Raw genomic sequence first — 13,822 nt, forward strand, 5'->3', positions numbered from 1 at the left:
GTATTGACCGGCTCGCGACGTTTTGGTTTGTGCTTTGGCAACACACATATCTCTTGCCAACGAATCGCATTTGACCCGGAGGGACGCCATGAGCAGCATGAAAGATCGCGAAGAGGGCTTCGAGCGCAAATTTGTGTTCGACGAAGAGCTTCGGTTCAAGGCGTCGGCGCGCCGCAACAAGGCGCTCGGCCTGTGGGCCGCCGAAAAGCTCGGAAAGTCGGGTGCCGACGCCGATACCTATGCCAAGGAAGTCGTTGTTTCCGACATCGAGGAAGCCGGTGATCACGACGTGTTCCGCAAGATCCGTAAGGATTTCGATGCCGCCGGCGTCGACCAGTCGGACCATCAGATCCGCCGCACCATGGACGAACTGATGGCGCAGGCGATCGAGCAGATCAAGAACACCTGATCCGGGCCGACGCAGGGTTTCGCAAGAGTGTCCCGGTTTTGCGACGGAACCTGCGGCAAAAATGAATGACTGGACCAATCGACCGCCCGGCCAAGCCGGGCGGTTTTTCTTTGCCTTTGGCGTGGTTTCCGGCTGAAACTGCCGACATTAACGAGGAAGAAGACTAGATGTCCCTGAAGTCCCGCCTTGCCGCCGATGAAACGCTGGTCACCGCTTGGTCCGGCGTGCCGGATGCCCTGACCGTCGAGATCCTCGCCAAACAGGGCTTCGATGCCATCACGCTCGACATGCAGCATGGCGGTCATCACGAGGACAGCGTGCTGCGCGGTCTCTTGCCCGTGCTTGCCGCAAACAAGCCGGCGCTGGTGCGCATCCCCGTCGGCCGTTTCGACATGGCAAGCCGGGCGCTCGATTTCGGCGCCGAGGCGGTGATCGCGCCGATGGTGAATTCGGTGGCCGATGCAAAGCTGTTCGCCGCGGCGATGAAATATCCACCGCTCGGCGAGCGCTCGTGGGGCCCCACCTATGCCTTTCCTCGCCACGGCAAGGGCGACTATGCCGAATGGCTGCGCGACACCAATCAGCGCACCATGGCCTTTGCCATGGTCGAGACGCGCGCCGCGCTCGACGCGCTCGACGGCATTCTCGACACGCCCGGCATTGACGGCATCTTCCTCGGGCCGTCGGATTTCTCGATTGCCTGGACCAATGGCGCCACGGTCAGTTCGACGCTGGAGAGCATGATGGAGACGGTGGCGTCGGTGGCCGAGCGCACCCGCAAGGCCGGAAAACATGCCGCGATCTATGTCGTCGAACCAGCAATTGCCGGCCGTGTCGTCTCGATGGGCTATCGCCTGCTCGCCACCGGGTCCGAGCATGCGTTGATTTCATTGGGGGCAAGGACCCTGCTGAAAGATATCAAGGATTCGATCGGAGTCTGAACCCGAACCGGAGGAACTACCGTCACGGCGCCGGGCGGTTAGGCGCTCGCGAGCCACCTTAAATTATTGTTTATCGGAGCTCGGCGGTTTCTTCGGGACTCTGTGCGCCGACTTTGGGTCTCAATCACAGATCCGTCAGGAACTTGGCGAAGGTCATCGAGCCTTCGGGCCAAGGGCCGAAGCCAGAATCCTGGTTGAGATGGCCGGTCTCGCCGGCATCGATGAACAGCGAACCCCAGGCGCCGGCTATGTCCTCGGCGACACCGAAGGCACAGAACGGGTCGTTGCGGCTGGCGATCACGACCGACGGAAAGGGCAGCGGCTCGCGCGGGTAGGGTCCGAAGGTCATCAGGTGCTTCGGCTTGATCCCAGGGTTGGCAACATCGGGCGGCGCCACGAAGAAGGCGCCGGCGACCGGTCTGACGAATTGCGGGATGGCCTGCACGGCCGCAGCCACCCCTAACGAGTGCGCGACGATGACCACAGGCCTCTCGGCCTCGTTGACCGCTTTGGCCACGCTCGCCGTCCAGTCCTCGCGGACCGGCTTCGACCATTCAGCCTGCTCGACGCGCCGCGCCGTCGACAGTTTCGATTGCCAGCGGGTTTGCCAGTGCTCGGGTCCGGAGTTGGTGTAGCCCGGGACGATCAGGATATCTGCATCTTTGACTTTCATGGAGCTGAGATAGCGAGCGTGATTGCCTCATGCAACCGTTGATGGACGCGCTTCTGCTCGTAATGGTGAACACCATGTTCGCTTTTCGCTGTCTTGTGTGAACGATCGTGATCGACGATCTGTCGTTAGGAGAGAAACAGCCGTGGAGGACCGGGATTTTGGCGCTGACACGACGTACAATAATCGGCGGCGCCGGGCCCCTGGCATCGGGAGCTTCATCAAGCGTCGCCGCGATGGAGACCATGATGAGCGAACTGCCATTTGCCGCCACCACGCCGGTGAGCGTTGCCCGCGTCGGGCTGAAGGCGCGCGATGCTGAGAGCCTCGCTGCCTATTATCGCCGGGTTGTCGGCCTGCAGGAATTGAGCCGTGCCGATGGCGCGATCACGCTCGGCGCCGGCAGCCGTCCGTTGCTGGTCCTCGAGCCGGATGCTTCGGCCAAACCGGACGATCCGCGCAGCGCCGGCCTGTTCCACACGGCTTTCCTGCTGCCCAGCCGTGCCGATCTCGGCCGCTGGATCAACCACGCCATATCAGACAAGATCGCCATCGAGGGCGCGTCCGACCATCTGGTCAGCGAAGCGCTTTACCTGACCGACCCCGAAGGCAACGGCATCGAGATCTATGCCGACCGCCGGCCGCAGGACTGGAAATGGAACGGCGACAAGATCGCCATGGCGACCGAGCGGCTCAACATTCCGGCTGTCGTCGGCGAAGTGCCGGCCGGCGATGCGGGGTGGCGAGGCGCGCCGGAAAACAGCATCGTCGGCCATGTCCATCTGCGTGTCGGCAGGCCGGAAGAGGCGGAAGCCTGGTGGAACCAGGAATTCGGCTTCGACACGGTGGCCAGATATGGCGGTCAGGCAGTGTTCCTGTCGTCAGGCCATTACCATCATCACATCGGCGCCAATGCCTGGCAGAGCGCCGGCGCCGGCCGTCGCGACCCGTCGCGCTCGGGCCTCGCCTGGGTCGAGATGCGTTCGGACAATGTGACCGGCGAAACGACGCGTGAGGATCCTTGGGGCACGGTGATCAGGACCGTTCCCGGAAAGGCGTGATCGGCGTCGGCACGGCTTCTTTCTCCCGTCTACGGGGTGAAGGAAGCTCAAGCCTCTTCAAACACCCGCCTGAAGATCGTGTCGACATGCTTGGTGTGGTAGCCCAGGTCGAATTTCTCACGGATTTCCGCCTCCGGCAGGGCAGCGGTGACTTCCTTGTCGGCCAAAAGTTCCTCAAGAAAATCAGCGCCTTGTTCCCACACCTTCATGGCGTTGCGCTGCACCAGCCGGTAGGAGTCCTCGCGCGACAGGCCTGCCTGCGTCAGCGCCAGCATGACGCGCTGCGAATGCACCAGGCCGCGGAACTTGTTCATGTTCTTCAGCATGTTCTCGGGATAGACGACCAGCTTGTCGACGACGCCGGTCAGCCGTGACAGCGCGAAATCCAGCGTCACCGTGGCGTCCGGACCGATCATGCGCTCGACGGAGGAGTGCGAGATGTCGCGCTCGTGCCAGAGCGCCACATCCTCCATCGCCGGCAGCGCCATGGAGCGCACCATGCGGGCAAGGCCGGTGAGGTTTTCCGTCAGCACGGGGTTGCGCTTGTGCGGCATTGCCGACGAGCCTTTCTGGCCCGGCGAAAAATATTCCTCCGCTTCCAGCACCTCGGTGCGCTGCAGGTGCCGGATCTCGGTCGCCAGCCGCTCCATCGACGAGGCGATGACGCCGAGCGTGGCAAAGAACATGGCGTGGCGGTCGCGCGGGATCACTTGCGTCGACACCGGCTCCGGCTTCAGCCCGAGCTTTGCCGCGACATGCTCCTCGACATAGGGTTCGATGTTGGCGAAGGTGCCGACCGCCCCGGAAATGGCGCAGGTGGCGATGTCTTCGCGTGCGTGCACCAGCCGCTCGCGGCAGCGCGAGAATTCGGCATAGGCCTGCGCCAGCTTGATGCCGAAGGTTGTCGGCTCGGCATGGATGCCGTGGCTGCGGCCGATGGTAACGGTGTCCTTGTGTTCGAAGGCGCGGCGCTTGAGCGCGGCAAGCAGGCCGTCAATGTCGGCGAGTAGAATGTCGCTGGCGCGGGTAAGCTGGACGGCAAAGCAGGTGTCCAGGACATCCGAAGACGTCATGCCCTGGTGGATGAAACGCGCATCCGGTCCGACGAATTCGGCAAGATGTGTGAGGAAGGCGATGACGTCATGCTTGGTGACGCGTTCGATCTCGTCGATCTTCTCGACGTCGAATTTCGCGGCACCGCCCTTTTCCCAGATGGTCTTTGCCGCTTCCTTCGGGATGACGCCGAGTTCGGCCAGCGCGTCGCAGGCATGGGCCTCGATTTCGAACCAGATGCGAAACCGGGTTTCGGGCGACCAGATGGCGACCATTTCCGGCCGGGAATAGCGAGGGATCATCGGTCAGTCCTGATGTGTCGGAGGGTTAGCCCGCCTCCTAACAGAGACAGACAAAATGCTCAACGCCGCTGCTGTGCAAACCAGAGACTGGCGGCAAACAAGGCGATGAACCCAAGCGGAAAATAGAGCCTGATGCCCAGCACCATGAACTGGTAGGACGCCACCGCCATCGTGAAGGCGAGTTGAAACCCCCAGGTGAGGGTGAAGACCGGTGCATGCCATTCGGCATAGTATGACCGGTACTGCAAGGCATAGAGCCCGTCGGTCAGCCCGATCGTCGCGGCGGCAAGGCATACCATTGTCGCCGCGAAGGCTGCCTCCCGGCGCCTTCCCAGCGAGACCAGCCGTGCCACGAACAGGCCGACCGGAAAGGCGAGGGCGCCGCCGCCCGCAAACAGCAGCGATACGGTGCGGATTTTCTCCGGCGTCACCCAATCGTCCAGCAACAGGTTGATGAGCGCGCTCGTGCCCATGGTTGCGGCCCACAAGAACGAGCCGAAAAGCGTCGCGCGCCACCCTGGCAAGGCGCGGCGGACGAAGTTCAGGTTGCGGTTGAGTATGGCGACGTGCGTACTCACAGGCGGCCGGTCACGGCGATCCAGCGGAAGTCCGGACCCTCGAAGCCATATTGGCGCACCGCGATCAGCACCGCATAGGCGCTGAGGCTATCCATGGAGAATGTCTGGACCGCCCCGATGCGGTAACCGTTCGGGCAGCCGCGGCTTTTGGGGATCGACTTGTCCTCGTGCAGCAATTTGGTGGTGCCGCCATCCTGCGCCGCGACGCGCAGCAGCCGGAAGCCATTGATCTCGCCCTGGCTGTCGCAGCCTTCGGTGCTGTTCATGCCGATCTCGTCCAGCCGGAACTCGAGCGGTTGGTCGACCGGAGAGAAGATCGGCCGCGGATTGACCGCCATGCGGTGCGGATCGGCCGAAAGCTCGGTCACCGGGTTGAAACCGGCGGTGATGCCGCGATTGGCGCTCAGCTCGGCCTGGCTGACAATGGCCTCGCCCTTTTGCCGGGCCTGAAGGCGCGCCGCGTCCAGCTTGGCGTTCTCGTCGTCGAGCCGGACCCTGATCGGCGTGCCCTTGAGAAAACTGTCGGTGCTGGTGTCGATGTAATAGCGGTTGGCATAAGGGAAGCCCGACCCGTCCTGGACTCCGTATTCCTCGAAGGCGAACACGCCGCCATCCTTGCTGAAGCCAAGGATTTCAAGATCGGCGACATCGCCGGCCTGGACGGCGATCGACGCGCCGAGCTGCGCGGCCAGGCAAACGGCAAACAGGAAAAGCACTCGCATCTTTTTCACTCCGGCAGCCGTGATCGTTGCAATCCCTAGCACGACGAAATCAAAACGTCGTGCGGGCCGAAAGCCGATGCATCCAATCGGCTCGTCAGTTGTTATTGTCGGCAGTCCCAATGGAGAACCACCATGACCGACACCAGCAAAATTCGTGAGCATATGGAAGTCGTCGGCGCCGATGGCGTGCATCTCGGCACTGTCGACAAGATCGACGGCCAGCGCATCAAGCTGACCAAGGCCGACAGCGGCGAGGGCGCTCACAAAGGTCATCACCACTACATTCCTCTGGCCCTGGTTGCAGAAGTCGATGGCAAGAAGGTGTGGCTGTCAGCGAATTCCGATGTGGCGGTGACGTTCGAGGAAGAAAAATCCGATCCGATCTGATTGATCGATTCAGCCCAAACGCAACGACCAGACGGGAAACAGATCGTTGTCGGCTGGCGTCGCGGCAAACACGCCACGGCTGATGGCGCGCGCCATGGTGGCCCCGGCCGCGGCATAGAGGTCGATTGCCGCATCGGCCTCGAGCCGGATGCCGTTCGTCCCCGTCGCCAGTGCGAACACCAGGTCACCATCGGCCGGCGTGTGCGTCGGCCAGATGGCGCGCACGAAGCCGTCATGCGCCGACATTGCCAGGCGTTTCGCTGCGGCCTTGGTGAGAATCGCATCCGTCGCGATGACCGCGATGGTGGTGTTGCCGCCGGTCTCCATCCGCGTGCCTACATGCTTGTCGCGGTATTTCAGCAAAATCTCCTTCGCATCGCCCGGCATGGGCGAGGGATAGCCGAGCCCGCCGAATTCGTCGCCGATTTCGAAGGGCGCCGCCCAGAAATGGCGGGTGCGCCCGACAGTCACCGATCCGGTCGGATTGACGGCGGCCAGCGCACCGATTGTAACGCCACTGTCCAGCAGCGTCGAAGCGGAGCCCAGGCCGCCCTTCAGCCCGGCGGTCAGCGCACCTGTGCCGGCACCGACCGTGCCGAGCTGGAAATCGGTGGCGGCGGATTGAGCTGCCTCATAGCCGAGATCGCGATATGGGGGATAGCGGCCCCATTCCTTGTTGCCACCATTGCGCAGGTCGAACAGGATCGCCGCCGGCACGATCGGCACGCGAAATCCGCCCACCTCGAAGCCGATGCCGCGCTCGCGCAACGCCGCCTGCACGCCGGACGCGGCATCGAGGCCGAAAGCCGAACCGCCCGACAGCACCACGGCGTGGATCGCCTCTGTCGAATTGTGCGGTTCGAGCAGGTCCGTCTCGCGCGTGCCTGGCGCACCGCCCAGGATCTGGACACCGGCCACCGCCGGTTCGTCGCAAAGGATCGTCGTCACGCCGGATTTCAGCCGGGCGTCGGATGCATTGCCGACGCGCAGGCCGGCAACGTCGGTGATCAGATTGCGAGGACCGGTGCGGAACATCAATTGCTTTCCAAAGGCACGAAGCGCGCGCCGTCGAAGCGGAAGACGCGGTAGGGGCTCTGGCTGAGGTCGCCCTTGGCGTCAAAGCGGACCGGCCCGATCGCCGTGGTGAAATCATGCCCGCTCAGCACCTCGGTCAGCGGCTTGCCCGGGGACAAGGTCGATGCGGCCTTGGCGATCTCCACCGCTGCATAGGCCGGCAGCGTGTAGCCGTCCGGCACGATCTTTTGCGCGGAGAAGCTTTCCAGTGCCTTTGCGTCGGCGACATCAGCCCATTCGGGCGGCGCGATCATCAGCGTGCCCGTCGCATAGGCCAAGTCTCCGGGCGGCGTGCGCAGATTTTCGCCGCCGGCAAAGACCATGCCGGCCTGTAGCTGTGCGGCATCGCGACCCATAATGGCGACGTCGTCGCCGTCGCCGCCGGCAAAGACATGCGTGGCGCCGGCCTTCTTCAGTCGACCGATCATTCCTATCTGGTTATCGAGTTGCGGCCGGAACGTGTCGACGAACACCGGCTTCAGCGCCGCTTGCTCGGCCGCCGCGCGAAATGTTTCGGCCATCTCGCGGCCATAGATGGTGCCGTCGTCGATAATGGCGAACAGTTCGTTCTGCCACAGACGGGTGAGGGTGGAGGCAACGGCGTTGCGCTCATCGTCGCCGCGAGGCCCCAGGCGATAGACCGGCCAGCCGGTTTTGGCGCGGCGATCGGTAAGGCTTTCGGTGCGCACGCCGACGGTGATGACCGGGATATTGGCGTCCTTGAGGATCGGCATCGCCGCCTCGATGGCTTCGGTGCATAGGAAGCCGATCACGACACTGACCCTGGCCGCGGCAAGAGCCCTGGCCGCGGCTGCACCGCCATCGGCGGTGCAGGCATCATCCTCGGTCTTGAGTTCGACGCCGTTTGCTTGCGCCGCGAGCCCGGCACCGACCCCGATCTGCTTGCCGAGGATGGCCGACGGTCCCGACAACGGAGCAGCAACGCCGATCGTCAGCGTCTGGGCGCTGGCGGCGCCGGCCAAGAACAGCCAGGCCAGCGCGGCGGATATCGTTGCCCCGGGTCGCATCCTGCCGAAGAGTTCCTCCCAAGCCCGCGATAACAGCGCGAGCGCCAATTCTCGCCAAGACCTAAAGGCTGCCCGGCCTTGGTGCAACACGCGAATTCGGGATATGGGCCAAGCACTTCGCTTGTGGCATGTCATGTCTGGCCATATATAGCGGTAGGGTTCTGGCTATGGACAATTTCCGGTGCTGAAGAAGAATGACATTGGACCGCAGGCCTATCGCGACGCGATGAGCCATTTTGCCGGCCACGTTCACGTGGTCACCACCGACGGGCTCGCCGGCAAGCGCGGCACGACGGTAATCGCTGCCTGCTCGGTGTCGGACACGCCGCCGACCATCCTGGTCTGTCTCAACCGCGAAAACGCCAACAATGAGCTGTTCGTGAAAAACGGCCGGTTTGCCCTGAACACGCTGGCTTCGCATCAGGAACCGCTGTCGGTCGGCTTTTCCGGCATCACCGGCCTGCCGGTCGAGGAGCGTTTCGCGCTCGGCGAATGGGACGTGATCTCCACCGGCGCACCGACGCTGAAGGGGGCGCTGGCCGTTTTCGACTGCGAACTGATCGACACCAAGGACCTGGCCACGCATCGTGTGCTTTTTGGCAAGGTGACAGGCCTTCGCATGGGCGATAATTTGCGGCCGCTGATCTATCACGCCCGCGGCTACCATGTCCTGGACAGCGGAGCGACGGCGTTCACGGAGAAAGAATGACCGAACTGAAACCGCGCCCCGTACCGCGGACGATCGACGAGACGCTCGATCTCCTGACCGGCGCGGACTATGTGGCGGATCGATCGCTGGCGACTGTGCTTTTCCTGTCGTTGCGCATGAACCGGCCATTGTTCCTCGAGGGCGAGGCCGGCGTCGGCAAGACCGAGATCGCCAAGGTGTTGGCGCAGGCGCTTGGCCGCCGGCTGATCCGCCTGCAGTGCTATGAAGGGCTTGACGTTTCGTCTGCTGTCTACGAGTGGAATTACGCCGCGCAGATGATCGAGATCCGCATGGAGGAGGCGGCCGGCAAGGTCGACCGCTCCGCTATGGAGCGCAACGTCTTCTCGGAAAAATACCTGATCCGCCGACCGGTGCTCGATGCGTTGACTGGCAAGACGGGAGCGGCCCCGGTCTTCCTGATCGACGAACTTGACCGCACCGACGAAGCCTTCGAAGCGTTCCTGCTCGAAATCCTCTCCGACTACCAGGTGACGGTGCCCGAACTCGGCACCATCAAGGCGGAAGAACCGCCGATCGTCATCATCACCACCAACCGCACCCGCGAGATCCACGACGCGCTGAAGCGGCGCTGCCTGTATCACTGGGTCGATTATCCCAATGCCGAGCGCGAATTGGAGATCGTGCGCCGCAAGGTGCCGCGGGCCAACCAGCGGCTTTCGGCGGAGGTGGTCTCCTTCATCCAGAAACTGCGCCAGATCGAATTGTTCAAGGTGCCGGGAGTCGCCGAGACAATAGACTGGGCCGGCGCGCTGACCGAACTCGACAAGGTGGCGCTCGACCCGGAAACCGTGTCCGACACGATCGGCGTGCTGTTGAAATACCAGGACGACATTGCCCGCATCGGCACGGGCGAGGGCCGGCGCATCCTCGACGAGGTCAAGGCCGAGCTCGCGGCGGCGGAGTAACGCGATGAAGGCGCCGCGTTCCGACCCCAAAGAGGCGACGGCGGGCGGACGCATCGCCGACAACATCGTCTATTTCGCCCGCACCTTGCGCAAGGCTGGCATGCGGGTCGGGCCGGCCTCGGTCAAGGACGCCATCGAGGCGGTGCTGGCCGCCGGCATCGGCTCGCGTGACGATTTCTACTGGACGCTGCATGCCGTGCTGGTGTCCAGGCACGAGGATCACCCGGTCTTCGACGAGGCCTTCCGCCTGTTCTGGAAATCGCGCGAACTGATCGAGAAACTGCTGGCGATGTTTTCGCCCGTGGCGCCCGACGTCAGGGAGAAGCAGAAGCCGCGCGCGGCCGAGAACCGCGTCAGCCAGGCAATGTTCGAAGGCCATCAGAAAAACCAGCCACCGCAGGAGGTCCCTGAGATCGAGGTCGATGCCCGCTTCACCTTTTCCGGCAACGAGGTGTTGCGGGACAAGGACTTTGCCCAGATGAACGCTACCGAAATTGCGGACGCGAAGAAGGCGATCGCCGAGCTGCGGCTGCCTTTCGACATGGTGCGGACCCGGCGCTTCAAGGCGGATGCGCATGGCCGCCGCATCGACCCGCGCGCCATGATGCGCTCGGCCGCGCGCACCGGCGGCGAATTGATCCTGCCGAAATTCCGCTCGGCCCGTGAAGTCCACCCGCCGCTGGTGGTGCTGGCCGACATTTCCGGCTCGATGAGCCAGTACACGCGCATCTTCCTGCATTTCCTGCACGCGCTGACGGAAAAACGCCGCCGCGTCCACACCTTCGTCTTCGGCACGCGGCTGACCAATCTGACCCGGCAGATGCGCCACCGCGATCCCGATGCCGCCCTTGCCGATTGTTCGGCGGCGGTCAAGGACTGGTCCGGCGGCACACGCATTGGCGACACACTGGCCGAGTTCAACCTGATATGGTCGCGGCGCGTGCTGGGACAGGGCGCGGTCGTGCTTCTGATCACCGACGGGCTGGAGCGCGACGATGTCGCCGGCCTTTCGCAGGAGATGGAGCGGCTGCATAAATCCTGCCGGCGGCTGATCTGGTTGAACCCGTTGCTGCGCTTCGACGGTTTTCAGGCACGTGCTCGCGGCGTCAAGGCGATGCTGCCGCATGCCGATGAATTCCGCTCGGTACACAATCTCGATGCGCTCGCCGACCTCTGCGCGTCGCTGGACAAGAAGTCGGCACAGTCCGTCGATCCGCGGCGATGGATGGAAGCTGGCGCGAGGCACGCCGCATAGCCATATGTTTCCCGGCCCCCTGGAAAAACAGACCCTGAGAGAAGCAACGATGAACGACAGTCATTATCTCGATGAGGCCCGCGATCCGCTGATCATCGCGGAAGGTTGGATGAAGGATGGCAAGGATGTCGCCATTGCCACCGTGGTCGAGACCTGGGGTTCGGCGCCGAGGCCTGTCGGCAGCCATCTGGTCATCGACGCCGAAGGCAATTTTCACGGCTCGGTCTCGGGCGGCTGCGTCGAGGGCGCGGTGGTGACCGAGGCGATCGACGTCATCGGCTCCGGCAAGGCCAGGATGCTCGAATTCGGCGTCGCCGACGAAACCGCCTGGCAGGTCGGCCTGTCCTGCGGCGGCCGCATCAAGGTGTATGTCGAGCGGTTGGGCTGATCTCAGATGGATCCATACGCGCTGAAAGCCTTGAATGCCGAGCGCCGCGCCCGCCGTGCGGCGATCCTCGTCACCGATCTCGGTGATGGCCGCGACCGCATCGTGCGTGAGGGCGATCAGGTCGCCCGGGATCTCGGAGCCGCGATCGCCAAGGCCTTTCGATCGGGCAATTCCGGTTCGGTCGAGGCCGAAGGGCGGACCTTCTTTCTCAACGCGCATCTGCCGCAGCCGCGCCTCGTGGTGATCGGCGCCGTTCATATCAGCCAGGCGCTGGCGCCGATGGCGAAAATCGCCGGCTATCCCGTCGAGATCATCGATCCGCGCACCGCTTTTGCCACGCCGGACCGCTTTCCCGATGTCGCTCTGCATGCCGAGTGGCCGGAAGATGTACTGAAACGCCAGCCGCTCGACAGCTATACCGCACTTGCCGCCGTCACCCATGACCCGAAGATCGACGATTTCGCGCTGAAGGCCGCGCTAGACGCCAATTGCTTCTATGTCGGTGCGCTTGGTAGCCGCAAGACGCACGCCAAGCGCGTCGAGCGCCTGCTAGCGCTGGGCGCTACTGCCGACCAGATCGCCCGTATCCATGCGCCGATCGGGCTCGATATCGGTGCCGCGAGCCCCGCCGAGATCGCCGTGGCCGTTCTCGCGCAGACCATCCACGCCTTCCGCTCGCGCGGCCTCGATGCCAAAGGCGCGGTAGCGTGAAATTCGGTCCGATTGCGATTGAAGAGGCAGAAGGCGCGGTGCTGGCGCATGCCACCACCGCTGGTGAAAAGCGCTTTCGCAAGGCGCACAGGCTGAGCGCCGAAGATGTTTCCGTACTCAAGCGGGCTGGCGTCTCGCAGGTCGTTGCGGCGGTGCTGGCCTCGGATGATCTCGGCGAGGACGCCGCGGCGCAAAGAATTGCCGAGAGCATGAGGTTCAGCGGCATCGAGGTGAGGCCGGCGGCCACTGGCCGGGTCAATCTCCACGCCAAGGCATCCGGCATCTTCACGGTCAGCGCGGCAATGATCGACGCCATCAACGCCGTCGATCCCGCCATCACCATTGCCACGCTGGCGCAGCATGCTCCGGTCGAAAAAGGCCAGATGGTGGCGACTGTGAAGATCATCCCCTTCGCGGTCGCTTCGACCTTGGTCGACACCGTGATGAAGATCTGCGCCGGCGGCGAGATCTTTGCCGTCAACGCCTATCAGCCGGTGCGCGTCGGCGTCATCCAGACGGTCCTGCCGGGCATCAAGCCCAGCGTGCTCGACAAGACGCTGCGCGTCACCGAAGCGCGGCTGGCGCGTTCGGGCGGCAGGTTGACGGCGGAACGCCGCACGCCGCACGAGATCGCGCCCGTGGCGGAGGCCGCCGCCTCGCTGGCGCGCGACAATGACCTGGTGGTGATCTTTGGCGCCTCGGCAATGAGCGATTTCGCCGATGTCGTTCCCGCGGCGATCGAGAGGGCCGGCGGAACCGTTGTCCGCGCCGGCATGCCGGTCGATCCCGGCAATCTGCTGGTGCTCGGTACACTCGGCGGCAAGCGAGTCATCGGCGCGCCCGGCTGCGCCCGCAGTCCCAAGGAAAACGGCTTCGACTGGGTGCTCGACCGCCTGGTTGCCGGCCTCGACGTCACCGCGAAGGATATCGCCGGCATGGGGGTCGGCGGGCTGCTGATGGAAATCCCGACGCGGCCGCAGCCGCGCGAACCGCTGCCGGCCAAGAGCCGGCTCAAGGTCGCCATAGTGCTTCTGGCGGCTGGCCGGTCAAGCCGCATGGGCGGCCCGAACAAGCTCATGGCGCTGTTCGACGGCAAGCCGCTGGTGCGCCGCACCGCGGAGCGCGCGCTCGGCTCGAAGGCTTCGGGCACGATCGTCGTCACCGGCCATCAGCGCGAGCGCGTGCGTGCGGCGCTGGCGGGGCTGGATGTGACCTTTGCCGACAATCCCGATTTCGCCGATGGCCTGTCGACCTCGCTGAAGGCCGGCATTGCCTATCTGCCCGAGGACACCGCCGGCGTGATGATCGTTCTGGGAGATATGCCTGGCGTCGTATCAGGCGATCTCGACCGGCTGATCGATGCCTTCCGCAAGGCCGGAGGCAATTCCGTGGTCCGCGCCTCGCATCAGGGCAAGCGCGGCAACCCGGTGCTCCTGCCGCGCGCGCTGTTCCCGGCCATCGCCCATCTCGAAGGCGATACCGGCGCACGCCATCTGGTCGAGGCCGAGGGGCTCGATGTCATCGATGTCGAGATCGGCGAGGGCGCGTCTGTCGATGTCGACACCCGCGAGGCGCTCGAAGGTGCAGGCGGCGTGCTGCAGGATTGAC

General features: G+C 64.1%; 16 protein-coding genes. 10 read left to right on the forward strand and 6 right to left on the reverse strand.

Going from position 1 to position 13,822, the window contains the following annotated elements; genetic code table 11:
- The first annotated feature begins 88 nt into the window (after window positions 1–88).
- Window positions 89–409 (forward strand): DUF1476 domain-containing protein, encoded by a 321-nt coding sequence (locus CK227_RS11495; RefSeq protein WP_095770351.1) that lies wholly within the window; start codon window positions 89–91, stop codon window positions 407–409.
- Between the two features lie 167 nt (window positions 410–576).
- Entirely contained in the window at window positions 577–1,350 is a 774-nt protein-coding gene (locus CK227_RS11500; protein WP_095770350.1) for an HpcH/HpaI aldolase/citrate lyase family protein, read from the forward strand.
- 124 nt (window positions 1,351–1,474) lie between these two features.
- Here CK227_RS11500 and CK227_RS11505 read toward each other — a convergent pair whose 3' ends face one another.
- Complete coding sequence (locus CK227_RS11505; RefSeq protein ID WP_095770349.1) at window positions 1,475–2,023, reverse strand: alpha/beta hydrolase; 549 nt, start codon at window positions 2,021–2,023, stop codon at window positions 1,475–1,477.
- A 245-nt stretch (window positions 2,024–2,268) separates the two neighbouring features.
- Between CK227_RS11505 and CK227_RS11510 the strand changes: the two genes are divergently transcribed.
- Window positions 2,269–3,081 (forward strand): VOC family protein, encoded by an 813-nt coding sequence (locus CK227_RS11510; RefSeq protein ID WP_095770878.1) that lies wholly within the window; start codon window positions 2,269–2,271, stop codon window positions 3,079–3,081.
- A 47-nt stretch (window positions 3,082–3,128) separates the two neighbouring features.
- On the opposite strand, the gene purB is transcribed toward CK227_RS11510, so the two are convergent.
- The 3 genes from purB to CK227_RS11525 are packed head-to-tail and all read right to left on the reverse strand — an operon-like array spanning window position 3,129 to window position 5,736.
- The gene (purB, locus tag CK227_RS11515) at window positions 3,129–4,436 is read right to left on the reverse strand and encodes an adenylosuccinate lyase (RefSeq protein WP_095770348.1); all 1,308 of its coding nucleotides are present in this window, start codon (window positions 4,434–4,436) and stop codon (window positions 3,129–3,131) included.
- Between the two features lie 59 nt (window positions 4,437–4,495).
- Window positions 4,496–5,014 carry a hypothetical protein gene (locus CK227_RS11520; protein WP_095770347.1) on the reverse strand — a complete coding sequence of 173 codons (519 nt, stop codon included), beginning with the start codon at window positions 5,012–5,014 and terminating at the stop codon, window positions 4,496–4,498.
- On the reverse strand, window positions 5,011–5,736 hold the full coding sequence (locus CK227_RS11525; protein ID WP_095770877.1) for a DUF2259 domain-containing protein: 726 nt from the start codon (window positions 5,734–5,736) through the stop codon (window positions 5,011–5,013). Before CK227_RS11525 ends, CK227_RS11520 begins: the two co-directional genes overlap by 4 nt.
- 132 nt (window positions 5,737–5,868) lie before the next feature.
- On the opposite strand from CK227_RS11525, the gene CK227_RS11530 reads away from it, so the two are divergent.
- Window positions 5,869–6,123 (forward strand): DUF2171 domain-containing protein, encoded by a 255-nt coding sequence (locus tag CK227_RS11530; RefSeq protein WP_095770346.1) that lies wholly within the window; start codon window positions 5,869–5,871, stop codon window positions 6,121–6,123.
- A gap of 9 nt (window positions 6,124–6,132) precedes the next feature.
- On the opposite strand, the gene CK227_RS11535 is transcribed toward CK227_RS11530, so the two are convergent.
- Both CK227_RS11535 and CK227_RS11540 read right to left on the reverse strand, forming a co-directional pair.
- The gene (locus tag CK227_RS11535) at window positions 6,133–7,158 is read right to left on the reverse strand and encodes a P1 family peptidase (RefSeq protein ID WP_095770345.1); all 1,026 of its coding nucleotides are present in this window, start codon (window positions 7,156–7,158) and stop codon (window positions 6,133–6,135) included.
- The gene (locus tag CK227_RS11540) at window positions 7,158–8,225 is read right to left on the reverse strand and encodes an ABC transporter substrate-binding protein (protein WP_095770344.1); all 1,068 of its coding nucleotides are present in this window, start codon (window positions 8,223–8,225) and stop codon (window positions 7,158–7,160) included. Before CK227_RS11540 ends, CK227_RS11535 begins: the two co-directional genes overlap by 1 nt.
- A 181-nt stretch (window positions 8,226–8,406) precedes the next feature.
- On the opposite strand from CK227_RS11540, the gene CK227_RS11545 reads away from it, so the two are divergent.
- From CK227_RS11545 to CK227_RS11570, 6 genes are read left to right on the forward strand one after another with little or no spacing between them, the layout of a single operon-like run.
- Entirely contained in the window at window positions 8,407–8,934 is a 528-nt protein-coding gene (locus CK227_RS11545) for a flavin reductase (RefSeq protein ID WP_095770343.1), read from the forward strand.
- A complete protein-coding gene (locus tag CK227_RS11550) occupies window positions 8,931–9,860 on the forward strand; it encodes a MoxR family ATPase (RefSeq protein WP_095770342.1) in 930 nt (309 codons plus the stop codon). Before CK227_RS11545 ends, CK227_RS11550 begins: the two co-directional genes overlap by 4 nt.
- Window positions 9,861–9,864: 4 nt before the next feature.
- Complete coding sequence (locus CK227_RS11555) at window positions 9,865–11,115, forward strand: VWA domain-containing protein (protein WP_095770341.1); 1,251 nt, start codon at window positions 9,865–9,867, stop codon at window positions 11,113–11,115.
- A 49-nt stretch (window positions 11,116–11,164) separates the two neighbouring features.
- Window positions 11,165–11,503: an XdhC family protein gene (locus CK227_RS11560; protein ID WP_095770876.1), complete on the forward strand. Its 339-nt coding sequence runs from the start codon at window positions 11,165–11,167 to the stop codon at window positions 11,501–11,503.
- A gap of 6 nt (window positions 11,504–11,509) precedes the next feature.
- Window positions 11,510–12,214 (forward strand): XdhC family protein, encoded by a 705-nt coding sequence (locus tag CK227_RS11565; RefSeq protein ID WP_095770340.1) that lies wholly within the window; start codon window positions 11,510–11,512, stop codon window positions 12,212–12,214.
- Window positions 12,211–13,821, forward strand: coding sequence for a molybdopterin-binding/glycosyltransferase family 2 protein (locus CK227_RS11570; protein ID WP_095770339.1), 1,611 nt, complete (start codon window positions 12,211–12,213; stop codon window positions 13,819–13,821). Before CK227_RS11565 ends, CK227_RS11570 begins: the two co-directional genes overlap by 4 nt.
- Window position 13,822 lies beyond the last annotated feature (1 nt).

It is taken from the genome of Mesorhizobium sp. WSM4308, assembly GCF_002294905.1.
Classification (GTDB): domain Bacteria; phylum Pseudomonadota; class Alphaproteobacteria; order Rhizobiales; family Rhizobiaceae; genus Mesorhizobium.

Excerpts from the sequence above, each read along its gene's own strand:
- CK227_RS11495 (WP_095770351.1), top strand. The coding sequence starts at position 89 with ATGAGCAGCATGAAAGATCGCGAAGAGGGCTTCGAGCGCAAATTTGTG.
- CK227_RS11500 (WP_095770350.1), top strand. The coding sequence starts at position 577 with ATGTCCCTGAAGTCCCGCCTTGCCGCCGATGAAACGCTGGTCACCGCT.
- CK227_RS11505 (WP_095770349.1), bottom strand. The coding sequence starts at position 2,023 with ATGAAAGTCAAAGATGCAGATATCCTGATCGTCCCGGGCTACACCAAC.
- CK227_RS11510 (WP_095770878.1), top strand. The coding sequence starts at position 2,269 with ATGAGCGAACTGCCATTTGCCGCCACCACGCCGGTGAGCGTTGCCCGC.
- purB (WP_095770348.1), bottom strand. The coding sequence starts at position 4,436 with ATGATCCCTCGCTATTCCCGGCCGGAAATGGTCGCCATCTGGTCGCCC.
- CK227_RS11525 (WP_095770877.1), bottom strand. The coding sequence starts at position 5,736 with ATGCGAGTGCTTTTCCTGTTTGCCGTTTGCCTGGCCGCGCAGCTCGGC.
- CK227_RS11530 (WP_095770346.1), top strand. The coding sequence starts at position 5,869 with ATGACCGACACCAGCAAAATTCGTGAGCATATGGAAGTCGTCGGCGCC.
- CK227_RS11535 (WP_095770345.1), bottom strand. The coding sequence starts at position 7,158 with ATGTTCCGCACCGGTCCTCGCAATCTGATCACCGACGTTGCCGGCCTG.
- CK227_RS11540 (WP_095770344.1), bottom strand. The coding sequence starts at position 8,225 with ATGCGACCCGGGGCAACGATATCCGCCGCGCTGGCCTGGCTGTTCTTG.
- CK227_RS11550 (WP_095770342.1), top strand. The coding sequence starts at position 8,931 with ATGACCGAACTGAAACCGCGCCCCGTACCGCGGACGATCGACGAGACG.
- CK227_RS11555 (WP_095770341.1), top strand. The coding sequence starts at position 9,865 with ATGAAGGCGCCGCGTTCCGACCCCAAAGAGGCGACGGCGGGCGGACGC.
- CK227_RS11560 (WP_095770876.1), top strand. The coding sequence starts at position 11,165 with ATGAACGACAGTCATTATCTCGATGAGGCCCGCGATCCGCTGATCATC.
- CK227_RS11565 (WP_095770340.1), top strand. The coding sequence starts at position 11,510 with ATGGATCCATACGCGCTGAAAGCCTTGAATGCCGAGCGCCGCGCCCGC.